This is a genomic window from Streptomyces sp. CA-179760, assembly GCF_050937045.1.
GTDB lineage: Bacteria > Actinomycetota > Actinomycetes > Streptomycetales > Streptomycetaceae > Streptomyces.
In genome coordinates this window covers 4,906,443-4,928,016 of the sequence record NZ_JBNJLZ010000001.1, presented here as the reverse complement: position 1 = coordinate 4,928,016, position 21,574 = coordinate 4,906,443, and the positions used below count along the sequence as shown (strand labels likewise).

The window sequence follows — 21,574 nt, the reverse complement described above, 5'->3', positions numbered from 1 at the left end:
GTCCCCAGCGTACCGGGCAGGGCAAGATCGACTCTCCAGAGTTCTCCACCGGTAACGATCGAGCACACTTCAGCCTTCGGTGGCAGTCTTCGATCCCCTCTTCTTAAAGTAGGGCAATGCGCACTGGCGAGCCCCTGCCCGCCGTGGGGGAGGCCCTCGCCGCCCTCGCGACCGGCCTCTGGCACTGGGACACCGCTACCGGGCTGGTCACGGTCGACGCCGAGGCGGCACGGCTGCTCGGGCTGCCCGCCGAGCAGGTCAGCCTCACCGAGGCTCAGGCCCGGGCGCGGCTGCACCCGGTCGACTGGAACGAGATCACCGGCGTGGTCCAGCTCGCCGTCGCCGAGGGCACCCTCGCCGAGGTGCGGATCCGCGTCATGGACGAGCAGGGCCGGATCGTCCGCGTCGTCCGCAGCCGCTCCAAGCCGTCCTTCGACCGGGTCCACAAGGCGTACCGGCTGATCGGCACCCTCCAGGAGGTCACGGAGCCGACGCCGGGCACCCCGGCCGGGCGCAGTGCGGTCACCGGCGACTGGCGGCGCTCCCGGGAGGCGTTCCTGCTGGACGCGGGCCGGGCGCTGGCCGAGGCCCGCTCCACGCAGGAAGTGCTGCGGGTCACGGCCAATCTGTCGATGCCGGGGTTCTCGCCGGACGGACTCGCGGTGTTCGGCGTGGCGGGCGACCGCCTGACGATCATCGGCCACCACGGGCAACAGATGGGCGACGAGAGCCCGTTCTCGGACATGCCACTGGACACGGACTACCCGGCCGCCGAGGCGGCGCGCACCGGCCGGGCCGTGTATCTGTCCTCCCCGAGCAGTACAAGGCCCGCTATCCGCTGACCTGGCCGCTCGCCGAGCGTTTCGGCCGCCGTTCCTGGGCGTTCCTGCCGCTGACCGTGGCCGGCCGCACGATGGGCGCGTGGATGGCCGCCTTCACCTACCCGGTCGCCTTCACACCGGACGAGCGGTCCGTGCTGGCGACGGTTGCGCGGATGCTGGCGCAGGCCCTGACGCGGGCGGGGCTGGCCGAGAGCGAGCGGGCCCTGACCGACGGGCTCCAGCGGACGATGCTGCCGAGGCTCGGTTCGCAGCGCATCCCGGGCATGAGCCTCGCCGCCCGCTATGTCCCCACCGGTGGCGGACTCCAGGTCGGCGGCGACTGGTACGACGTGATCCCGCTGCCGAGCGGCCGGTTCGCGCTGGTCATCGGCGACGTCCAGGGGCATGACGTACACGCGGCCGGCTTGATGGGCCAGCTGCGGATCGCCCTGCGGGCCTACGCCTCGGAGGGCCACCGCCCGGACGCGGTGCTCTCCCGCGCCTCCCGCTTCCTGCACGGCATCAGCGACGAGGACCCGTCCGACCCGCGCTTCGCGACCTGCGTGTACGTGGAGGTCGACCCGACGACGGGGGTGCTGGACATCGCCCGGGCCGGGCATCCGGACCCGGCGTTCCGGATGGCCGACGGCACGGTCCTGACCCGGCCGACGTCGGGCGGCCTGCCCCTGGGCATCGACCCGGACGCCGACTACCCCACCACCCGGCTCGCGCTGGAGCCCGGCGAGACCATGCTGATCTGCACGGACGGCCTGATCGAGACCGGCGGCCACGACCTGGACACCGGCTGGCGGCGGCTGCGCGTGATCCTGGAGGAGCACAAGGGCGATCTGGAGGAACTCGCCGACACCCTGGTGCAGGCCGTGCACGGGCCGTCCTCGCACCACACCATCGGCCCACTGGCCGACCGCCGCGAGGACGACATCGCCGTGCTGCTGCTCAGCCGGGAGGGCGACGGATGCGGTTGCGGCGACGCCATGACCGCGGTGCGCCCGGTGCGGCGTACGGTGCTGACGGTCGCGCAGGCCGAGCCCGAGCGGGTCGCGGCGGCCCGGCAGCAACTGCGCGAACTGCTGCACGACTGGGCCTCGCCGGACCAGGTCGACTCGGCGGTGCTGCTGTTGTCCGAGCTGCTGACGAACGTCCTCGTGCACACCGACTCCGACGCGCTGCTCGTCGCCGAGATCACCGGCGACGTGGGGGAGCGGCGGCTGCGCATCGAAGTCACGGACGGCGGCGACGACCTGCCCCACAAGCGCAGACCCGGCGAGCTGGCCTCCTCCGGCCGCGGCCTGATCCTGATCGAACTGCTCGCACACGCCTGGGGGTGGACCCCCGGGGCCAGGGCAAGAGCATCTGGTTCGAGCTCTACGAGTCCGTGGACGGCTCGGGCGACGGCTCCTGGTCGCCGTAGCCACCGGTCTCTGATGTTCGAAGTGGCGGCGGTGGTTCGTCGAGGGCGTGACGGGCTGACGCGGTCGACAGAATCGATGCTTCTGTCCACGTTCGGGTGAACATCCTTGCTATCGAGGCGAGTTGCACCTCTGCGGACCTACGTTCCGACGCGGAGGTGATGCTCGATGAACGAGCAGAACAACACGCGCAATGACGCGATCGAGATCAGTGACTTCGTGTTCGCCGCGACAGGCGCACGAGTCCGAAGGCTGACCCTGCCGGACGGGACGTATTGGTTCCCGGCCGTCGACGTGTGTCGACACCTGGGCTACACACACGTCGGATCGACACTGCGGAACGTCGCCGACACAGCCAACTTTTCCAGTGTTGAGAGTGTGCTTCAGAGGCACGCTCTCGACGTTCCCGCAGGTCGGGAGTGGCGGCGAGACATGAATCTCGTGAATCTCCAGGGCCTGATCCGCTTGGTGAACGCCTGCACCAAACCCTCGGCCCAGCCCTTCAAGACCTGGGTCTCCGAAGTCATCGCCACCATCCAGCGCGACGGCTCCTACTCCCTGGAACCGGCCCCCGTACAGCCCGCCGCCCCCACCGGCGCCACCGCGTACGCCGTACCCTCGCAGCTCGCCGACGTCCTCGTCCGGCTCGAAGAGCGCGGCACCCGGACGGACGCGGCGCTACGGCAGATCGACGACAAGCAGAACGCGATCGTCGAGATGCTCCGCGACATCACCAAGACGCTGCGCCGCACCGACGACCGCACCCGCCCCGTCCAGGCCCCGGAGCTGACACCCCAGCAGCTTCTGGCCAACTGGAAGGCCAGGAACCTCGTCGTCACCGAGGACGTCCACGCGGTGGCCGCCCACCTGGCGCCGGCGCTGCTGCACGGCGGCGCCGGTTACAGCGTGTAGGAGATCTCTGTCTGCACCGGGCTGTCGACCGACCGTGTCCACGACAGCCTTGAGCTGCTGTCCGAGCAGGAATGCGTACGGCAGGTGGGTCGCGCCCCGAACGGCGCCCCGTTCTATGTGATCCCGTAACAACACCTACGAGAAAGGCCCGAAATCGCAACTCGAACTTGCGACTTCGGGCCTTGTCGTACCGTACCCGGCTCGGCGAGGTCCTAGAGGCCGCCCTCCGACATTCCATGCACGGCCGGGATGGTTCCCAGCCGTCCCTTCTGGAAGTCGTCGAACGCCTGCTGGAGTTCCTCACGGGTGTTCATGACGAACGGGCCGTAGTGCGCCATGGGCTCACGGATCGGCCGGCCGCCGAGCAGGACGATCTCCATGTCCGGCGTGTTGGAGTCCTGCTCCTCGTCCGCGCGGACGGTCAGCGAGGAGCCCGCGCCGAAGACGGCCGTCTGGCCCGTGTGGACCGGGCGGCGGTCGACGCCGACGCTGCCGCGCCCGGCCAGGACGTACGCCAGGCCGTTGAAGTCCTCGCGCCACGGCAGGGTCAGCTCCGCGCCCGGCGCCAGCGTCGCGTGGACCATCGTGATCGGGGTGTGCGTGATGCCCGGGCCCGCGTGCCCGTCCAGCTCACCGGCGATGACCCGCAGCAGCGCGCCGCCGTCGGGGGTGGTGAGCAGCTGGACGTTTCCACCCCTGATGTCCTGGTACCTCGGCGCCATCATCTTGTCCTTGGCCGGGAGGTTCACCCACAGCTGGAGGCCGTGGAAGAGACCGCCCGACATGACCAGGTGCTCCGGCGGCGCCTCGATGTGGAGGAGACCCGAGCCCGCGGTCATCCACTGGGTGTCGCCGTTGGTGATGGTGCCGCCACCGCCCTGGCTGTCCTGGTGGTCGAAGATCCCGTCGATGATGTACGTGACGGTCTCGAAGCCGCGGTGCGGGTGCCAGGGCGTGCCCTTCGGCTCACCCGGCGCGTACTCCACCTCGCCCATCTGGTCCATCATGATGAACGGGTCGAGATGACGGTAGTTGATCCCCGCGAAAGCCCGGCGCACCGGGAAGCCCTCGCCCTCGAAACCGCTCGGAGCGGTCGTGACGGCGAGCACGGGACGTGCCACGGCGTCGGTCGGCGCGGTCACGCGGGGCAGCGTCAACGGGTTCTCGACGGTCACTGCAGGCATGTCGGTTCCTCCTCGTGTTCGCCCAGTTTAGTTGAGCGTTGAACTTTCTGCCACCCCGAACACAGAAAACCGGGAGGGCATTCCCAGCGGAGGGCGGCCCGAACCACAGGAGTGCGACATCGACGAAGGCCGGCACCCCTCACACCGGGGTGCCGGCCTTCGTCCGCCGAGGTCAGGCAGCCAGCCGGTGCCCCTCATTCTCGGCGCCGGCGGACTCGGCCCCGGCGGGCTCCGCCTTGCGGTCCCGCATCACGAGTGTGGCCACCACGGCCGCCGCCAGGACACCGATCGCGCTGATCGTGAAGGTCGTCGACATCGAGTCGGTGAAGGCCTCGCGAGCCGCCCGGACCAGGCCCGTGTCGCCACCGGCGACCGCCAGGGCCCCGCCGATCGACTCCCTCGCCTGCTCGGAAGCGCCGGCCGGCATCGCGTCGGCGTAGCCGCTGGAGAGCAGGGAGCCGAGGATCGCGATACCGAGGGCGGTGCCCGACTGCTGGATGGTGTCGTTGAGGGCCGAGCCGACGCCCGCCTTGTCCTCCGGGATGGTGCCCATCAGCGCGGCCACCGCGGCCGGCATCGCGAGGCCCGCACCGAGGCCGAGGACCCCGAGCGCCACGGCCGGGACCGTGAACCCGCTGTCGGCGTCGAGCGTGGCCAGCAGCCCGAAGGAGGCGGCCAGCAGCAGCATCCCGGCGAGGATGACGATCCGGTTCCCGGCCTTCACGGCGAACTGGGCCCCGGCGGCGTTACCGGCCAGCGCGGCCACGGCCAGCGGGAGGAAGGCCAGGCCGGCCTTGACGGCGGAGTAGCCGAGCACGAACTGGAGGTACTGGGTCAGGACCAGCAGCAGCCCGGCGTTGCCGATCTGGACGAGCGACAGGGAGAGCGAGCCCCCGCTGAAGTTGCGGTTCTTGAAGAGGACCAGCGGGACCATCGGCGAGGCGGTGACGTTCTCCCAGATCACGAAGCCCGCGAGGGCGGCCACCGCGAGGGCCAGGACGAGCAGGGAACGGCCTTCGAAGGCACCGTGCTGCGGAATCTCGATGATCCACCACACCAGGGCCGTCATGCCCACCGCCGACAGCACCGCGCCCAGCGGGTCCGGCTTCTGCCACGGCGCCTTGGACTCCGGCATCAGCAGCACACCGGCCAGCAGCGCCGCTGCGACGATCGGCACGTTGATCAGGAAGATCGCCTGCCAGGCGAAGTGGTCGATCAGCACACCGCCGAGGACCGGGCTGCCGACCAGCCCCAGCATCGACACCGAGCCCCATGCCGCCATCGCCTTGGGCCGCTCGTCCTCGTCGAAGACGGTGATCAGGATCGACAGCGTCGACGGCATGATCAGCGCCCCGCCGACCCCCATCGCGATCCGCACCGCGATCAGCTCACCCGGAGTGGAGCAGAACACCGCCCCCAGCGAGGCCGCCCCGAAGAGCATCAGGCCGATCAGCATCACCTTCCGGCGCCCGAAGCGGTCCCCCAGGCTTCCCGAGGTCAGCAGCAGCCCGGCGAAGACCAGGATGTAGGAGTCGAGGATCCACTGCATGCCCTGTGCGCTCGCCCCGATGTCCTCGGTCAGCGTGGGCACCGCCACCGTCAGCGCCATGTTGTCGACGACCAGCACGAGCGTGCTCAGGCAGAGCACCACCAGGATCCACCAGCGGCGTGGATTACGAGCGTCCATGTCAGTTTCCCCTCCCGCGAACACCGTTCCTTCGATGCGCACACTGTACGCACAGCGGAACAGTGTGCGCAACCCTTGAGTTCTGTACGCTGAATGCGCACGCTGTTCGCACAGGTCAGCGCCGAGCGCCAGGAGGAGTGTCGATGCCCAAGAGCACGAAGACGACGGAGAAGAACCCGATCCCGTCCGTATGGACCCGTGAGCAGCGCCGCCCCGACCAGCCCGCGCTCAGCAGGGACGCGATCGTGCGGGAGGCGATCGCGATGCTCGACGCCGACGGCATCGAGGCGCTCAGCATGCGCAAGCTCGGCGCCCGCCTGAACGCCGGCGCGACGTCCCTGTACCGGCACGTCGCCACGAAGGACGAGCTGATGGAGCTCGCGGTGGACGAGGTCGCCGCCGAGATCCACGTCCCGCCGGCCGGCGGGACGGACTGGCGCGCGGCGGTGGCCGAGGCCGCGGGGTCCTTCCGCACGACGGCGCTACGGCACCCCTGGCTGACCCTGGTCCTGGGCCAGGCCGGACTCGCCTACCTCGGACCCAACTACATGACCTTCTCCGAGCGGCTCGCGGCACTGTTCACGGCGGCGGGGTTCCCCGAGCCGAGCCGCGCGATCGACGCGGTGTTCTCGTACGTCATCGGCATGTCCACCACGGAGGCCGCCTGGCTCACCACGGTCGCCCGCTCCGGCGAGACCGAGTCGGAGTTCGTCGCCCGGCTGCTGCCGGCGGCCCGGGAGGCCTCCGCCGCCTACGACCACCTGGCGGCCGCCGATGCCGGGACCGCGGACCAGACCGTGGACCCCGCCCGGATCCGGGACGACAAGTTCACCTACGGCCTGGAGGTCGTCCTGGACGGCCTGGCGCTGCGGCTGCCGAAATAGGCAGGTCAGCCGCCATACATCCGGCGCATCGCGAACTCGACCATCTGCTCGACGGCCTTCGCGTCGAACACCATCCGGTGCTCGCCCTCCATGTCGAGGACGAACCCGTAACCGGTCGGCAGCAGGTCCAGCACCTCGGAACCGGTGATCACGAAGTACTTGGACTCCTTGCCCGCGTACCGGCGCAGCTCCTTGAGGGTGCTGAACATGGGGATCACCGGCTGCTGGGTGTTGTGCAGCGCGAGGAAACCGGGATTGTCGCCGCGCGGGCAGTAGACCTTCGACGTCGCGAAGGCCTGCTGGAAGTCCTCGGCGGCCATCTGCCCGGTCGTGAACGCGCGCACCGCGTCCGTGAGGGAGGGCGGGGACGGCTCGGGGTACAGCGGCGGCTGCTGCCCGTATCCGCCGGACATCGGCTGCTGCGGAGGGGCGTACTGCGCTTGCGGGCCCGCTGTCTGGTCGTAGCCGTACATGGGCGCAAGAGTACCGAGAGCGGCCGGGCACACGGACCGGGACGGCAGTCGTAGCGAACCGACAGTGACTCGACAGCGACTTGACAGCCGCGGCTATGGATCGCCGCGGCCGTCGCTCATAGCGTCTCTGCCATGAACGGACGCCATGCCGAGGGCCCGCACGAACACGACCGAGGCCTCTCCCACGACCTCCCCGTCCTCGCCCGCCGCCGGATGATCCGGCTGGTGGCGGGCGCGGGCCTGATCCCGCTGGCGGGCTGCACGTCGGAGCGGGAGACCTCCGCGCCGCCCTCCTCGTCACCCTCCGCCGCGCCGTCGGCCGGGTGCGCGACGATCCCGGAGGAGACGGCCGGCCCGTTCCCCGGCGACGGCTCGAACGGTGTGAACGTCCTGAAGGAGAGCGGGGTCGTCCGCAGCGACATCACGCGCAGCTTCGGCGACTCCGCGGGCGGCACGGCCGAGGGCATACCCCTGACGATCACGCTGACCGTGGTGGACGCGGCCTCCGGCTGCGACGCCCCGAAGCGGGGCGCTGCCGTCTACCTGTGGCACTGCGACCGGGACGGCGCCTACTCCCTGTACTCCGACGGCGTCACCGAGGAGAACTACCTGCGCGGAGTCCAGGAGACCGACGACGAGGGCCGGGTCACCTTCAAGAGTGTCTTCCCCGGCTGCTACCCGGGCCGCTGGCCGCACCTCCACTTCGAGGTCTACGACAGCCTGGCCGATGCCACGGCGGCCACGTCGATCACGAACACCTCGCAGCTCGCCTTCCCGAAGGACGTCTGCGACGCGGTGTACGCCACGGACGGCTACGGCGAGAGCGTGCGGAACCTGAGCACTCTCTCCCTGGAGAGCGACGGAATCTTCAGCGACGGTCACGACCGTCAGCTGGCCACGGTGACGGGCAGTACCGGGGACGGCTACACCGCGACACTGACCGTTCCGGTGTGACCTGTCACAGATGACAGGTTGGGGTTGCTTCTTATTACCGACGGGTAGCATCATCGTAGCTACTTGTTGGTACGTGAACTAGCGCGAGGATCCAGTGCCTCGCCGATCTCTCTACGGAGCCGGGAGCCGTCGCCATGGGGCACTACAAGTCGAATCTCCGCGACATCGAGTTCAACCTCTTCGAGGTACTCGGGCGCGACAAGGTGTACGGCACCGGTCCGTTCGAGGAGATGGACGTCGAGACCGCGAAGAGCATCCTGGAGGAGCTGACCCGCCTCTCGGAGAACGAGCTGGCGGAGTCCTTCATCGACGCCGACCGCAACCCGCCGGTCTTCGACCCGGAGACCAACACCGCGCCGGTCCCCGCGTCCTTCAAGAAGAGCTACCAGGCCTTCATGGACTCCGAGTACTGGCGCCTGGGCCTCCCCGAGGAGATCGGCGGCACCACCTCGCCCCGCTCCCTGATCTGGGCCTACGCCGAGCTGATCCTGGGCGCCAACCCGGCCGTGTGGATGTACTCCTCGGGCCCCGCCTTCGCGGGCATCCTCTTCGAGGAGGGCAACGAGGTCCAGAAGCACATAGCCACGTTCGCCACGGAGAAGCAGTGGGGCTCCACGATGGTGCTCACCGAGCCCGACGCGGGCTCCGACGTGGGCGCCGGCCGCACCAAGGCCGTGCAGCAGGAGGACGGCTCCTGGCACATCGAGGGCGTGAAGCGCTTCATCACGTCCGGTGAGCACGACATGTCGGAGAACATCCTCCACTACGTGCTGGCCCGCCCCGAGGGCGCCGGCCCCGGCACCAAGGGCCTCTCCCTCTTCCTCGTCCCGAAGTACCTCTTCGACTTCGAGACCGGCGAGCTGGGCGAGCGCAACGGCGCCTACGCGACGAACGTCGAGCACAAGATGGGCCTGAAGGCCTCCAACACCTGCGAGATGACCTTCGGCGACCAGCACCCCGCCAAGGGCTGGCTGATCGGCGACAAGCACGACGGCATCCGCCAGATGTTCCGCATCATCGAGTTCGCCCGCATGATGGTCGGCACGAAGGCGATCTCCACGCTCTCCACGGGCTACCTGAACGCGCTGGAGTACGCCAAGGAGCGCGTCCAGGGCCCCGACCTGGCGAACTTCATGGACAAGACCGCGCCCAAGGTCACCGTCACCCACCACCCCGACGTGCGCCGCTCGCTCATGACGCAGAAGGCGTACGCGGAGGGCATGCGGGCCCTGGTCCTCTACACGGCCTCCATCCAGGACGAGATCCAGGTCAAGGAGACCGCGGGCGAGGACATCTCCGCCCTGGAGGCCCTGAACGACCTGCTGCTGCCGATCGTCAAGGGCTACGGCTCCGAGAAGGGCTACGAGCAGCTCGCCCAGTCGCTGCAGACCTTCGGCGGCTCCGGCTTCCTGCAGGAGTACCCGATCGAGCAGTACATCCGCGACGCCAAGATCGACACCCTGTACGAGGGCACGACCGCGATTCAGGGCCAGGACTTCTTCTTCCGGAAGATCGTCCGCAACCAGGGCGCCGCGCTGAACTCCCTCGCCGAGGACATCAAGAAGTTCCTGGCGCTCGGTGAGGGCGGCGAGGAGCTGGCCGGTGCCCGCGAACACCTCGCGAAGGCCGCCGTCGAGCTGGAGGCCATCGTCGGCCTGATGCTGACCGACCTCGCGGCCACCGAGCAGGACGTCAAGAACATCTACAAGGTCGGGCTCAACACGACCCGCCTGCTGATGGCCTCCGGTGACGTCGTCGTCGGCTACCTGCTGCTCAAGGGCGCTGCGGTCGCCGCCGAGAAGCTGGAGACGGCCTCCTCCAAGGACGTGGCCTTCTACACCGGCAAGATCGCGGCGGCGAAGTTCTTCGCGGCCAACGTCCTGCCGGGCGTCACCCTGGCCCGCAAGGTCGCCGAGGGCGTCGAGCTGGACCTGATGGAGCTGGACGAGGCCGCGTTCTAGCCCCCCGCCACCTCTGTCCGTCTCTCTGTTCGAGGGCCTGTTCCCTTACCCGGGAACGGGCCCTCGTCCGTAGTTAAAGTGAACCCATGAGCGAACCAGCCCGCTTCGACCGCGGCCACACCGACGACCTCATGACCTTCCTGGCGGCGAGCCCCTCGCCGTACCACGCCGTGGCCACGGCCGCCGAGCGACTGGAGAAGGCGGGCTTCCGGCAGGTCGCGGAGACGGACGCCTGGGAGGGGACGAGCGGCGGCAAGTACGTGCTGCGCGGCGGCGCGATCGTCGCCTGGTACGTGCCGGAGGGCGCCGCGCCCCACACGCCGTTCCGGATCGTCGGCGCCCACACCGACTCCCCCAACCTGCGCGTCAAGCCGCTGCCCGACAGCGGGGCGCACGGCTGGCGGCAGGTGGCCGTGGAGATCTACGGCGGACCGCTGCTCAACTCCTGGCTGGACCGCGACCTGGGCCTCGCCGGCCGGCTGACCCTGCGCGACGGCTCGACGCGCCTGGTCAACGTGGACCGGCCGCTGCTGCGCGTCCCGCAGCTCGCCATCCACCTGGACCGCTCGGTGACGGCGGACGGCCTCAAGCTCGACAAGCAGCGGCACCTGCAGCCCATCTGGGGCCTCGGCCACGACGTCCGCGACGGCGACCTGATCGCCTTCCTGGAGGAGGCGGCCGGCCTCCCCGCGGGCGTGGTCACCGGCTGGGACCTGATGACCCACTCCGTGGAACCGCCCGCCTACCTGGGCCGCGACCGCGAACTGCTGGCGGGCCCGCGCATGGACAACCTGCTCTCGGTGCACGCCGGCACGGCGGCGCTCGCGGCCGTCGCCTCGTCGTCGTCGAAGCCGGCCTCCATCCCGGTCCTCGCCGCCTTCGACCACGAGGAGAACGGCTCCCAGTCGGACACGGGCGCGGACGGGCCGCTGCTCGGCAACGTGCTGGAGCGTTCGGTGTACGCGCGCGGCGGTTCCTTCGAGGACCGGTCCCGCGCCTTCGCCGGCACGGTCTGCCTGTCCTCCGACACGGGCCACGCCGTCCACCCCAACTACGCGGAGCGGCACGACCCGACGCACCATCCGCGCGTCAACGGCGGCCCGATCCTCAAGGTCAACGTCAACAACCGCTACGCCACGGACGGTTCGGGCCGCGCCGAGTTCGCGGGGGCCTGCGAGCAGGCGGGCGTGCCCTTCCAGTCCTTCGTCTCCAACAACTCCATGCCCTGCGGCACCACGATCGGCCCGATCACCGCCGCCCGGCACGGCATCAGGACCGTCGACATCGGCGTGGCCATTCTGTCGATGCACAGCGCCCGCGAACTGTGCGGCGCCGACGACCCGTTCCTCCTGGCGAACGCGCTGACGGCGTTTCTGGAGCGATAGAACGAGCCGCCACCGCATGGGTGTTCCCCACCGGGGTACCCGGGGTGCGGACCGGAAGGACCGGACCGTACAGGGAGGCGACACAACATGGGCCTCGGCGGATGCATCATCCTCATCGCCGTGGGAGCCATCCTCACGTTCGCGACCGACTGGGACATGCAGGGGGTCAACCTCGACCTGGTCGGCATCATCCTGATGATCGTCGGACTGATCGGCGTCACGACGTTCAGCAGCATCGCCAGGCGCCGGCGCGTGGTGGTGCCCCCCACGACGCCGGTCGTGAACGACGGACGGCCCCACACACGCGACGGCTACAGCGACGGCTACGGGGTGTGATGCCCTGCCAGTTCAGGCGTCCATCCCGGCCAGCACCAGCGGAAGCCGGTCCGTCCCCGCCCCGGTGAGGCGGACGGGCACACCCCAGTCCTGCTGGTGGACGTGACAGGCGGGGTACTCGTTGTCCGGGTCGTCGTCGCAGGACGCGGCCATCGCGGAGACATGCAGCACGCCCTCCGACACGGCAGGGTCGAGTTCGAGGGCGCGGGAGAGGTCTGTTCCCGCGCCCTCGCCGCTGCGCAGCAGCTCCGGCGGGGTGGAGGAGACGAGCAGGCGGGTGGAAGGGCCGTAGCGCTCGTCCAGCTTCTGACCTGCCGGGGCCTGGAAGATCACGTCCAACCGGAGCTGCCCGGGGCGACTTCGGTGGCCTCCCGCCGCGTACGGTGGGCCACGTCCGGCACCCGCACCGCCTCCTCGGGCAGCCGCAGCCGGGTCAGCCGGTGCCGGGCCGACTCCACGACCACGATGTCGTCGCCGGCGAGCACGGCGTCGCTGGGCTCGCGCAGGTCCGTGGCCAGGGTCGTCACCTCACCGGTCGCCGGGTCATAGCGGCGCAGGGCGTGGTTGTAGGTGTCGCTGACCGCGACCGAGCCGTCCGGCAGGGCGGTGACGCCCAACGGGTGCTGCAGCAGGGCCTGTTCTGCCGCGCCGTCCCGGTGGCCGAAGTCGAACAGGCCGGTTCCGACAGCCGTGTGGACGGAACCGTCCGGCTCCACCCAGCGCAGAGCCGACGTCTCGGAGTCGGCGAGCCAGAGCCGCTCCGGTGTCGCGGCCAGCCCGGACGGCTGCGCGAACCAGGCCTCGCCGCCCGGCCCGTCGACGAGCCCCTCGTTGGTGGTCCCGGCCGCCACCGCGACCGACCCGTCCTCCGGGTCGTACGCCCACAGCTGATGCACACCGGCCATGGCGATCCAGACCTTGTCCTGCCACCAGGCGACGTCCCACGGGGAGGAGAGGTCGACCTCACGGGCCGGGCCCGAGGTGGGTGAGCCCTGCCACCACTGCCGGCCCGTGCCGGCGAGGGTGGTCACCTCGCCGGTGGTGAGGTCCAGCCGCCGCAGCGCGTGATTGACGGTGTCGGCGACGACCACGGAGCCGTCGTCGAGGAGAGCGAGCCCCTGCGGCTCGTTGAAGGCGGCCTCCTCGGCGAATCCGTCGGCGAGCCCGCGCGTACCCGACCCGAACCTCCGCACTACCCTCTCGCCGTCCTGGGCCAGCTCCACCAGCTGATGCCGAGTGGTGTCGCTCACCAGGAAGTTCCCTGACGGCAGCAGAACGGCCTTCCCCGGGAACCGCAACGCCGTCGGCTCCGGCTCAGGCGCCACATACGGCCCGTCCCCGCGCCGCAGCGTGCCCTTGGCGGCGTGCTCGGTCTCCAGCTCCGTCACGAGCCGCTCGATCGCGTGCACATGCCCCTCACCGGCGTGCTGGGCGACCACGTACCCCTCGGGGTCGATCACGACGAGCGTCGGCCAGGCCCGCACGGCGTACTGCTTCCAGGTCGCGAGCTCCGGGTCGTCGAGCACCGGATGCTCCACCCCGTACCGCTCCACGGCATCGACGACCGCCTGATGCTCGGCCTCATGCACGAACTTCGGCGAGTGCACCCCGATGACGACGACCGTGTCCCGGTGCTTCTCCTCGAGCTCCCGGAGCTCGTCCAGGACGTGCAGGCAGTTCACGCAGCAGAAGGTCCAGAAATCCAGGACGACGATGCGTCCCCGCAGGTCGGCGAGGGTGTACTGCTGCCCGCCCGTGTTCAGCCAGCCGCCCTTGCCGGTCAGCTCGGGGGCGCGGACGCGGGCGCGTCGGGGTGCGGAGTGGTCCATGCCCCCAGGGTGCCATCCGTCACTGACAGTCAGCTCAGCGCGTGCCCCGTCGTGGCGTCCACGTGGGCCGGGACGTCGTCGTGACGGTCGCCGACCGTGAGGGTGCCGGTGGGTTCGAACATGAGGATCGCGGTCGGGGCGGGCGCGTACGGCTTGTGCTCGGTGCCGCGCGGGACGGTGAAGACGCTGCCCTTGCGGAGCACGACCGTGCGCTCTCCGGCCGCCTCGCGCAGGCCGATGTGCAGTTCGCCGTCGAGCACGAGGAAGAACTCGTCGGTGTGCTCGTGGGCGTGCCAGACGTGCTCGCCCTCGACCTTCGCGACGCGGACGTCGTAGTCGTTGACGGCGGAGACGATGCGGGGACTCCACTGCTCGGAGAAGGAGGCCAGGGCGTGGGCGAGGGAGACGGGTTCCTGAGTCATGAGGGGATCTTCCGGGGTGCCCTACGTCTCGCACGAGTGCTAGGAATCGCACATGTCGCAAGGATCCTCGCACCGTCCGCACCGGGTCGCCGTGATCGTCGACGAGGGCACCAACCCATTCGAGGTCGGGGTGGCCACCGAGCTGTTCGGGCTGCCACGGCCCGAGCTGGGGCTGCCGGAGCCGCTGTACGAGGTGACCCTGTGCGCGCCCACGCCGGCGATCCGGATGAACCACGGCTTCTTCGCGCTCACCGGTGTCCCGGGCCTGGACGCCGTGGACCGGGCGGACACGCTGGTCGTACCCGGGCGGCCGGACAATGTCGTACCGCGCGTCCCCGCCGTCCTCGACGCCATCCGGCGCGCACACACGCGTGGCACCCGGGTCATGAGCTTCTGCACCGGGACCTTCGCACTCGCCGAGGCCGGTCTGCTGGACGGGCGGAGGGCGACGACCCACTGGCGGTGGGCGGACTCCTTCCGCGGACTGCACCCGACGGTGCTGCTGGAGCCGGACGTGCTGTTCGTGGACGACGGAGACCTTCTCACCGCGGCCGGAAGCGCGGCCGCGCTCGACCTCGGGCTGCACATCTGGCGGCGTGACCACGGCGCCGAGATCGCCAACCACGTCTCCCGGCGGCTGGTGTTCGCCGCGCACCGGGACGGCGGACAGCGGCAGTTCGTGGAGCGGCCGGTGCCCGAGATGCGGGACGAGTCCCTGGCGCCACTGCTGGCGTGGGCACAGGAGCGGCTGGGCGAGCCGCTGACGGTCTCGGACCTGGCCGCACGCGCGCGTGTCAGCCCGGCCACGCTCCACCGCCGCTTCCGCGCCCAGCTCGGCACGACCCCGCTCGCGTGGCTCACCGGCGAGCGCGTGGCCCTCGCCTGCCGAATGATCGAGCGGGGCGAGGAGCGGCTGGACGTGGTGGCGGCCCGGTGCGGGCTCGGTAGCGCCGCCAACCTGCGCACGCGCGTGCGTCGGGCGACGGGACTCAGCCCGTCGGCCTATCGGCGGCGTTTCGGAACGGGTCATGGGGAAGCCCTGGTCTCATGAGATTCCTCGTGTACGACCGGCTCCTCGGCTTCGGTGACGACTACTGGATCGAGGACGAGCGTGGCAGCAAGGTGTTCCTCGTCGACGGCAAGGCGCTGCGGCTGCGGGACACCTGGGAGCTGAAGGACGCCCAGGGGCGTGTCCTCGTCGACATCCACCAGAAGATGCTCGCCCTGCGCGACACGATGGTGCTCCAGCGGGCCGGGGAGCCGCTGGCCACGATCCGCAGGAAACGGCTGTCCCTGCTGCGCAACCACTACCGGGTGTCCCTGGCCGACGGCAACGAACTGGATGTCAGCGGCAAGATCCTCGATCGGGAGTTCGCCGTCGAGTACGACGGTGAGCTGCTGGCGGTGATCTCCCGGCGCTGGCTGACCCTGCGGGACACCTACGGCGTGGACGTTGTCCGCGAGGACGCCGATCCGGCGCTGCTGATCGCGGTGGCCGTGTGTGTCATCCACCTGGCGGAGAAGGAGCGGGAGGACTGAGGTCCTAGGGCGGCCCTGAGGCGGTCCTACGGCCGGCGCGGGGGCTCCAGGCCCAGCAGCCGGTCCTTCAGCGCCGGGAACTGCTCCCGTGTCGTCGCGACCTTCCCCGGGTCGAACTCCACCGTGAGGACCTCCTCGTCGGTGCCGGCCTCGGCCAGCACCTCGCCCCATGGATCGACCACGATCGAGTGAGCGGCCTGGGGAACTCCGGCGTGCGTCCCTGCCGTTCCACATGCGACGACGAACGACTGGTTCTCGACGGCCCGTGCCTGGGCCAGCAGCGTCCAGTGGGACCGGCGGCGCTCCGGCCAGCCCGCCGACACCACGAGCGTCTCGGCACCGGCGCCGACGAGACCGCGGAAGAGTTCGGGGAAACGGAGGTCGTAACAGGTGCTCAGCCCCAGGACGGTCTCCGGCAGACGCACCGTCACCAGCTCGGCACCCGCGCCCATCAGCACGGCCTCGCCCTTGTCGAAGCCGAAGCGGTGGATCTTGCGGTAGGCGGCGGCCAGGTCGCCCGAGGGGGAGAAGACGAGGGAGGTGTTGTAGAGCGGTCCATCGGGGTCCCGCTCCGGGATGGATCCCGCGTGCAGCCACACGCCCGCGTCGCTCGCGGCCTTCGCCATCGCCTCGTACGTCGGACCTTCGAGCGGCTCGGCCTCGCGCCCGAACTCCTCGTAGGCGAACGCACCCGTGGTCCACAGCTCCGGCAGGACGACGAGATCGGCACCGGCCTGCTCCCGGACGAGCGACGCCACCCGCCGTCGACGGGATTCGACCGATTCGCCCTCGTCTACGGCGATCTGGATCACAGAGGCGCGCACACTACCACCGTCCTGGCATTCGACCCGTCCACATGGGCTTCCCCCGGGCCTACGATCGTCACACGAAAGCACTGCCGGGGTGCCTCACAGCAGCGTAACTTAGCTGCCAAGACACCCGCCGACAGCCGCCACCTCCCACTGGCAACGCCGCCACCACCTGCCCGTGCACCGACCGCCGAGGGGTCCCGTTCCGTGAGTCTGCATCCCGCCCTCCAGCCCTACGCCGACGCCTGGACCCACTCCATCGATGCGATATCCGAGCTGCTCCAGCCGCTCGCGGAGGCCGAGTGGAACCGGCGGACGCCGTGCCCCGGGTGGTCGGTGCGGGACGTGGTCTCCCACGTCATCGGCCTGGACTGCGAGATGCTCGGCGACCCGCGCCCCATCCACTCCCTCCCGCGCGACCTCTTCCACGTCACCAACGACCACCAGCGCTACATGGAGATGCAGGTCGACGTCCGCCGTCACCACACCTCGCCGGAGATGACCTCCGAGCTGGAGTACGTGATCATCCGCCGCAACCGCCAGCTGCGGAACGAGTCGCGCGACCCGGGCACGAAGGTGCGCGGCCCGCTGGGTACGGAGCTGACCCTCGAGGAGTCCATGCGCCGGCACGCCTTCGACGTGTGGACGCACGAGCAGGACCTGCGCACGGCCCTCGGCCGGCCCGGCAACCTCGACTCCCCCGGCGCGCACGTCGCCCGTGACGTGCTGCTCTCCGAACTCCCGCGCGTGGTCGCCGAGAACGCCGAGGCACCGCGCAGCTCGGCCGTCGTCTTCGACGTGCACGGCCCCATCGAGTTCCTGCGCACGATCCGCGTCGACATCCAGGGCCGCGGCACCCTCGAAACGGCCCCCGCCCTCGGCCCCGCCGCGACCCTCACCCTCGACTGGGAGACCTACGTCCGCCTGGCCTGCGGCCGCGTGACGCCGGAGGCGGTCTCCGACAGGCTGAAGACGGAGGGCGACCCGGATCTGACGGCGGCGATCCTGAGGAACTTCACGGTGACGCAGTAGCCCGCTGCGCACCCACCCGGCCCCGGCACCAACCCCCGGGCCGGAAAACCCCGTGCCACCGTTCCACCACCCCCGTAGCGTCCCGCCCATGACCACCACCCCGCCCCGCCACACCCGACTCACCTTCCACGGCCCGCTGTCGGAGGCCCGGGCAGACCGCCTCATTAGCCGGCTCACCCGCAACACCCCACCACCGTCCTGGACATCGGCTGCGGCTGGGCCGAACTCATGCTCCGCGTCCTGACCACCGTTCCCGAAGCCACCGGCACCGGCATGGACATCGACGCGGAGGCACTGGCCCGGGGCCGCCGGGCCGCCACGGAACGCGGCCTGGCCGACCGGGTCCGTCTCGTCGAGGGGTCCGCCACCGAGACCACCTACGAGCCCGCCGACCTGGTCCTGTGCCTGGGCGCGAGCCAGGCTCTCGGCGACCGGCTCCCCGAGGCCCTGAAGGAACTCCGCCTACGCGTCGCCGACGGCGGCCGGGTCCTGCTCGGTGAGGGGTTCTGGCAGCGCACCCCGACCCCGGCCGAGCTGTCCGGCATGTGGCCGGACGCCGCCGTCACCGACCACCACGACCTCGCGGCCCTCGTGGACCTGGCGATCGAGGCCGGGTTCAGGCCGGAGTGGACGGAGACCGCGAGCCTGGACGAGTGGGAGGAGTTCGAGTCGGCGTATCTCGCGGACGTCGAGGTGTGGCTCGCCGAGCACCCCGCGCACCCGCTGGCAGCCGAGACCAGGGAGCGCGCGGACCGGCACCGTGCCCGGTGGCTGACGTACCGCGGCGTCCTGGGTCTGGCCTACCTCACCCTCGTACCGGTCGCCTGACGTGCGTCACGCCGGGACGTGCACCGTCTCGACCCGGCTCGCCACGAGCCGTTCCCGCTCGCGCCGGATGGCACGCTTGCGCAGGCGCAGGATCTGGGTGACCCCGAGGGCCTGGAGCAGGAACACCACCGAGAAGGCCACGGTGTAGTCGCCGCCGGTGGCGTCCAGCAGGACACCGACGGCGAACAGCGTGGTCATGGAGGCCACGAAGCCGCCCATGTTGGTGATGCCGGACGCCGTGCCCTGGCGCTCGGGCGGGTTCGCCGGGCGGGCGAAGTCGAAGCCGATCATCGACGCGGGCCCGCACGCCCCGAGGACCGTGCACAGCGCGATCAGCAGCCACATCGGGGCGTGCTCGCCGGGCCAGGCCAGCGTCACCGCCCACAGGGCCGCCGTCGTGCCGACCGTGCCGAGCGCGATGGGCAGCCGCGCCTCGTGATGCCGGGCGACGACCTGGCCGTAGACCATGCCGACGCCCATGTTCGACAGCACGACGAGCGTGAGGAGTTCACCGGCGGTGGCGCGGGACAGCCCTTGCGCCTCGACCAGGAAGGGCAGACCCCACAGCAGCAGGAAGACCATCGCCGGGAACTGGGTCGTGAAGTGCACCCACATCCCGAGCCGGGTCCCCGGCTCCCGCCAGGAGGCGGCGATCTGGCGCCGTACGTAGGCCGCGCCCTGGTGCGGGAGCGGCTCCGGCTCGTGGCCCTCCGGGTGGTCCTTCAGGAACAGCAGCACCAGCACGAGCACCACGGCCCCGGCGACCGCGCTGCCCGCGAACGCCGCCGTCCAGCCGATGCCGTGCAGCAGCCGGGCCAGGACGAGCGTGGAGACGAGGTTGCCGGCCATGCCCACCAGGCCCGCGAACTGGGCGACGAGCGGCCCGCGCCGGGCCGGGAACCACCGGGTGCCCAGCCGCAGCACGCTGATGAAGGTCAGCGCGTCACCGCAGCCCAGCAGCGCCCGGGAGGCGAGCGCCGTGCCGTACGACGGGGAGAACGCGAAGCCCAGCTGCCCGGCCGTGAACAGCACCGCCCCGAGGGCCAGCACCTTCTTGGTGCCGAGCCGGTCGACGAGCAGGCCGACGGGTATCTGCATGCCCGCGTAGACCAGCAGCTGGAGGATGGAGAAGGTGGACAGGGCCGAGGCGTTGACGTGGAAGCGGTCGGCGGCGTCGAGGCCGGCCACGCCCAGGGATGTGCGGAAGATGACCGCGACGAAGTAGACCGAGACGCCCGTGCCCCAGACGGCCAGGGCCCGGCGGCCACCGGGTGGATCGCCCGGCAGTGTGCCGGCGCTCATCGGACCTCCCCCGGGCCAGGTGCGAGAACCAGCTGACGTGGCGGTGGACGAGTCCGACGGCCGCCTCGGCGTCCCCGGAGCGCAGCGCTTCGAGGATCTCCTCGTGTTCGGTGAGGGTCTTGGCGATCCGGTCGGGGTGGGAGTGCAGGACGGCTACGCCCATGCGGAGCTGGCGGTCGCGCAGCTGGTCGTAGAGGCGGGAGAGGATCTCGTTGCCGCCGCTGCGGACGATCTCGGCGTGGAAGCAGCGGTCGGTGACGGCGGCCGCGGCCAGGTCTCCGGCGGCGGCCTGCTCCTTCTGCCGGGTGAGGAGCGCTTCGAGGCGCTCGATGAGCCCGGGGGGCGCGGGCACGGCCTTGCGCGCCGCGTGCTCCTCGACGAGCAGCCGGGTCTCCACCACGTCGGCGATCTCCTGCGCGGAGACGGGCAGCACGAGGGCGCCCTTCTTCGGGTAGAGCCTGATCAGCCCCTCGACCTCCAGCCGGAGCAGCGCCTCGCGCACCGGTGTGCGGGAGACGCCGACGGCCTCGGCGAGTTCGCCCTCCGTGAGCAGGGTCCCGCCCTCGTAGCGGCGCTCCAGGACGCCCTGCTTGACGTGGGTGTACACGCGGTCGGCGGCGGGAGGGTGCTTCACGGCCAGGGTCATGCGGACAGCATAGATACAACAGGTACGCATGGATGCATCCGTCCATGATGCGGACTCACGCGGACTCACACGGCCTCGAATGTCACACGTCTGTGGCAAAGGGCGGGTCCCCCTCGGCAACAGCACAACCAACTGTGCTAGTTACAAGTCAGACACGTGCGGCTCCTTTCCCCTCGTCCTCAATTCGGCCGCACGCCTGGGGCATTCAACGCAATCGGGGTAATTCACTTGATAACCGGCATTAAGGGCACCCGTCTCCGTAGAGCCGCGGCCGTCGCCGTCACCACCGGCGCCATGCTCGCGACCGGAGCCCTCACCGTTGCGCCGGCGCAGGCCGCCACGGCGCCCACGATCGCCGCCAAGGGCGGCTACGTGATGAACAACGCGACCGGCAAGTCGCTCTACACCAAGGCTGCCGACACGCGTCGCTCCACCGGCTCGACCACCAAGATCATGACGGCCCTGGTGGTGCTGAAGCAGTCGAACCTCAACCTGGACAGCAAGGTCACGATCCAGAAGGCGTACAGCGACTACATCGTCGACAACAACTGGGCGTCCAACGCCAAGTTGATCGTCGGCGACAAGGTCACCGTCCGCCAGCTGCTGTACGGGCTGATGCTGCCGTCCGGCTGCGACGCGGCGTACGCGCTCGCCGACAAGTTCGGCTCGGGCTCGACGCGGGCGGCGCGCGTGAAGTCGTTCATCGGCAAGATGAACACCACGGCCAAGAACCTGGGTCTGAAGAACACCCACTTCGACTCGTTCGACGGCATCGGCAAGGGCAGCAACTACTCCACGCCGCGCGACCTGACGAAGATCGCCAGCAGCGCCATGAAGAACTCCACGTTCCGCACGGTCGTCAAGACGAAGAAGTACACGGCGAAGACGACCACGAAGTCCGGCGGCACGCGGACGATGGCCGCGTGGGAGAACACCAACCCGCTGCTCGCGAGCTACACCGGCGCGATCGGCGTGAAGACCGGTTCCGGCCCGGAGGCCAAGTACTGCCTGGTCTTCGCGGCCACGCGGAACGGCAAGACGGTCATCGGCACGGTCCTCACCTCGACCGACTTGACCACGCGCAAGACGGACGCGACGAAGCTGCTCAACTACGGCTTCGCCAAGTAGGACGGGATCGAA

The 21,574-nt window shown here is 70.4% G+C and carries 16 protein-coding genes and 4 pseudogenes; 12 read left to right on the top strand and 8 right to left on the bottom strand.

What is annotated here, in order from left to right:
* The first annotated feature begins 116 nt into the window (after positions 1–116).
* Positions 117–2,253: pseudogene (locus ACQEV8_RS22230) on the top strand (SpoIIE family protein phosphatase).
* A 166-nt stretch (positions 2,254–2,419) separates the two neighbouring features.
* Positions 2,420–3,163 carry a BRO-N domain-containing protein gene (locus tag ACQEV8_RS22225; protein WP_432962775.1) on the top strand — a complete coding sequence of 248 codons (744 nt, stop codon included), beginning with the start codon at positions 2,420–2,422 and terminating at the stop codon, positions 3,161–3,163.
* 212 nt (positions 3,164–3,375) lie between these two features.
* On the opposite strand, the gene ACQEV8_RS22220 is transcribed toward ACQEV8_RS22225, so the two are convergent.
* Both ACQEV8_RS22220 and ACQEV8_RS22215 read right to left on the bottom strand, forming a co-directional pair.
* Positions 3,376–4,347 (bottom strand): pirin family protein, encoded by a 972-nt coding sequence (locus ACQEV8_RS22220; protein ID WP_432962773.1) that lies wholly within the window; start codon positions 4,345–4,347, stop codon positions 3,376–3,378.
* 172 nt (positions 4,348–4,519) lie between these two features.
* Entirely contained in the window at positions 4,520–6,034 is a 1,515-nt protein-coding gene (locus ACQEV8_RS22215; RefSeq protein ID WP_432962771.1) for an MFS transporter, read from the bottom strand.
* Between the two features lie 143 nt (positions 6,035–6,177).
* Between ACQEV8_RS22215 and ACQEV8_RS22210 the strand changes: the two genes are divergently transcribed.
* Positions 6,178–6,918, top strand: coding sequence for a TetR/AcrR family transcriptional regulator C-terminal domain-containing protein (locus ACQEV8_RS22210; RefSeq protein ID WP_432962769.1), 741 nt, complete (start codon positions 6,178–6,180; stop codon positions 6,916–6,918).
* 5 nt (positions 6,919–6,923) lie between these two features.
* Here ACQEV8_RS22210 and ACQEV8_RS22205 read toward each other — a convergent pair whose 3' ends face one another.
* Positions 6,924–7,391, bottom strand: a complete 468-nt coding sequence (locus tag ACQEV8_RS22205) for an SseB family protein (RefSeq protein WP_189727101.1) — start codon at positions 7,389–7,391, stop codon at positions 6,924–6,926.
* Positions 7,392–7,523: 132 nt separating this feature from the next.
* On the opposite strand from ACQEV8_RS22205, the gene ACQEV8_RS22200 reads away from it, so the two are divergent.
* From ACQEV8_RS22200 to ACQEV8_RS22185, 4 genes are all read left to right on the top strand, one after another.
* Positions 7,524–8,345 carry an intradiol ring-cleavage dioxygenase gene (locus tag ACQEV8_RS22200; protein WP_432962767.1) on the top strand — a complete coding sequence of 274 codons (822 nt, stop codon included), beginning with the start codon at positions 7,524–7,526 and terminating at the stop codon, positions 8,343–8,345.
* A 134-nt stretch (positions 8,346–8,479) separates the two neighbouring features.
* A complete protein-coding gene (locus ACQEV8_RS22195; RefSeq protein WP_432962765.1) occupies positions 8,480–10,306 on the top strand; it encodes an acyl-CoA dehydrogenase in 1,827 nt (608 codons plus the stop codon).
* An 86-nt stretch (positions 10,307–10,392) separates the two neighbouring features.
* Entirely contained in the window at positions 10,393–11,691 is a 1,299-nt protein-coding gene (locus tag ACQEV8_RS22190) for a M18 family aminopeptidase (RefSeq protein WP_432962763.1), read from the top strand.
* Positions 11,692–11,778: 87 nt separating this feature from the next.
* Positions 11,779–12,027, top strand: coding sequence for a DUF6458 family protein (locus ACQEV8_RS22185; protein WP_399022003.1), 249 nt, complete (start codon positions 11,779–11,781; stop codon positions 12,025–12,027).
* 12 nt (positions 12,028–12,039) lie between these two features.
* On the opposite strand, the pseudogene ACQEV8_RS22180 reads toward ACQEV8_RS22185, so the two are convergent.
* Both ACQEV8_RS22180 and ACQEV8_RS22175 read right to left on the bottom strand, forming a co-directional pair.
* Positions 12,040–13,856: pseudogene (locus ACQEV8_RS22180) on the bottom strand (NHL domain-containing thioredoxin family protein).
* A 29-nt stretch (positions 13,857–13,885) separates the two neighbouring features.
* On the bottom strand, positions 13,886–14,278 hold the full coding sequence (locus tag ACQEV8_RS22175; protein ID WP_432962761.1) for a cupin domain-containing protein: 393 nt from the start codon (positions 14,276–14,278) through the stop codon (positions 13,886–13,888).
* 52 nt (positions 14,279–14,330) lie between these two features.
* Here ACQEV8_RS22175 and ACQEV8_RS22170 point away from each other — a divergent pair, with 52 nt between their 5' ends.
* A complete protein-coding gene (locus ACQEV8_RS22170; protein WP_432962759.1) occupies positions 14,331–15,329 on the top strand; it encodes a helix-turn-helix domain-containing protein in 999 nt (332 codons plus the stop codon).
* Positions 15,326–15,817 carry an LURP-one-related/scramblase family protein gene (locus tag ACQEV8_RS22165; RefSeq protein WP_432962757.1) on the top strand — a complete coding sequence of 164 codons (492 nt, stop codon included), beginning with the start codon at positions 15,326–15,328 and terminating at the stop codon, positions 15,815–15,817. Before ACQEV8_RS22170 ends, ACQEV8_RS22165 begins: the two co-directional genes overlap by 4 nt.
* A gap of 26 nt (positions 15,818–15,843) precedes the next feature.
* Here the strand turns inward: ACQEV8_RS22165 and ACQEV8_RS22160 are convergent, their stop codons facing one another.
* Positions 15,844–16,641 (bottom strand): carbon-nitrogen family hydrolase, encoded by a 798-nt coding sequence (locus tag ACQEV8_RS22160; RefSeq protein WP_432962755.1) that lies wholly within the window; start codon positions 16,639–16,641, stop codon positions 15,844–15,846.
* 192 nt (positions 16,642–16,833) lie between these two features.
* Here ACQEV8_RS22160 and ACQEV8_RS22155 point away from each other — a divergent pair, with 192 nt between their 5' ends.
* Both ACQEV8_RS22155 and ACQEV8_RS22150 read left to right on the top strand, forming a co-directional pair.
* Positions 16,834–17,658 (top strand): maleylpyruvate isomerase family mycothiol-dependent enzyme, encoded by an 825-nt coding sequence (locus tag ACQEV8_RS22155; RefSeq protein WP_432962753.1) that lies wholly within the window; start codon positions 16,834–16,836, stop codon positions 17,656–17,658.
* An 88-nt stretch (positions 17,659–17,746) separates the two neighbouring features.
* Positions 17,747–18,486: pseudogene (locus tag ACQEV8_RS22150) on the top strand (SAM-dependent methyltransferase).
* A gap of 6 nt (positions 18,487–18,492) precedes the next feature.
* Here the strand turns inward: ACQEV8_RS22150 and ACQEV8_RS22145 are convergent.
* Both ACQEV8_RS22145 and ACQEV8_RS22140 read right to left on the bottom strand, forming a co-directional pair.
* Positions 18,493–19,788 carry an MFS transporter gene (locus ACQEV8_RS22145; protein WP_432962751.1) on the bottom strand — a complete coding sequence of 432 codons (1,296 nt, stop codon included), beginning with the start codon at positions 19,786–19,788 and terminating at the stop codon, positions 18,493–18,495.
* 7 nt (positions 19,789–19,795) lie between these two features.
* Positions 19,796–20,434, bottom strand: a pseudogene (locus ACQEV8_RS22140) (GntR family transcriptional regulator); the annotation flags it as partial.
* A gap of 228 nt (positions 20,435–20,662) precedes the next feature.
* On the opposite strand from ACQEV8_RS22140, the gene ACQEV8_RS22135 reads away from it, so the two are divergent.
* A complete protein-coding gene (locus tag ACQEV8_RS22135) occupies positions 20,663–21,562 on the top strand; it encodes a D-alanyl-D-alanine carboxypeptidase family protein (RefSeq protein ID WP_432962749.1) in 900 nt (299 codons plus the stop codon).
* Positions 21,563–21,574 lie beyond the last annotated feature (12 nt).

What these genes read in the sequence shown, in the direction of transcription:
- ACQEV8_RS22200 (WP_432962767.1), top strand. Translation starts at nt 7,524, where the DNA reads ATGAACGGACGCCATGCCGAGGGCCCGCACGAACACGACCGAGGCCTC.
- ACQEV8_RS22170 (WP_432962759.1), top strand. Translation starts at nt 14,331, where the DNA reads ATGTCGCAAGGATCCTCGCACCGTCCGCACCGGGTCGCCGTGATCGTC.
- ACQEV8_RS22185 (WP_399022003.1), top strand. Translation starts at nt 11,779, where the DNA reads ATGGGCCTCGGCGGATGCATCATCCTCATCGCCGTGGGAGCCATCCTC.
- ACQEV8_RS22215 (WP_432962771.1), bottom strand. Translation starts at nt 6,034, where the DNA reads ATGGACGCTCGTAATCCACGCCGCTGGTGGATCCTGGTGGTGCTCTGC.
- ACQEV8_RS22145 (WP_432962751.1), bottom strand. Translation starts at nt 19,788, where the DNA reads ATGAGCGCCGGCACACTGCCGGGCGATCCACCCGGTGGCCGCCGGGCC.
- ACQEV8_RS22210 (WP_432962769.1), top strand. Translation starts at nt 6,178, where the DNA reads ATGCCCAAGAGCACGAAGACGACGGAGAAGAACCCGATCCCGTCCGTA.
- ACQEV8_RS22190 (WP_432962763.1), top strand. Translation starts at nt 10,393, where the DNA reads ATGAGCGAACCAGCCCGCTTCGACCGCGGCCACACCGACGACCTCATG.
- ACQEV8_RS22195 (WP_432962765.1), top strand. Translation starts at nt 8,480, where the DNA reads ATGGGGCACTACAAGTCGAATCTCCGCGACATCGAGTTCAACCTCTTC.
- ACQEV8_RS22205 (WP_189727101.1), bottom strand. Translation starts at nt 7,391, where the DNA reads ATGTACGGCTACGACCAGACAGCGGGCCCGCAAGCGCAGTACGCCCCT.
- ACQEV8_RS22165 (WP_432962757.1), top strand. Translation starts at nt 15,326, where the DNA reads ATGAGATTCCTCGTGTACGACCGGCTCCTCGGCTTCGGTGACGACTAC.
- ACQEV8_RS22220 (WP_432962773.1), bottom strand. Translation starts at nt 4,347, where the DNA reads ATGCCTGCAGTGACCGTCGAGAACCCGTTGACGCTGCCCCGCGTGACC.
- ACQEV8_RS22175 (WP_432962761.1), bottom strand. Translation starts at nt 14,278, where the DNA reads ATGACTCAGGAACCCGTCTCCCTCGCCCACGCCCTGGCCTCCTTCTCC.
- ACQEV8_RS22225 (WP_432962775.1), top strand. Translation starts at nt 2,420, where the DNA reads ATGAACGAGCAGAACAACACGCGCAATGACGCGATCGAGATCAGTGAC.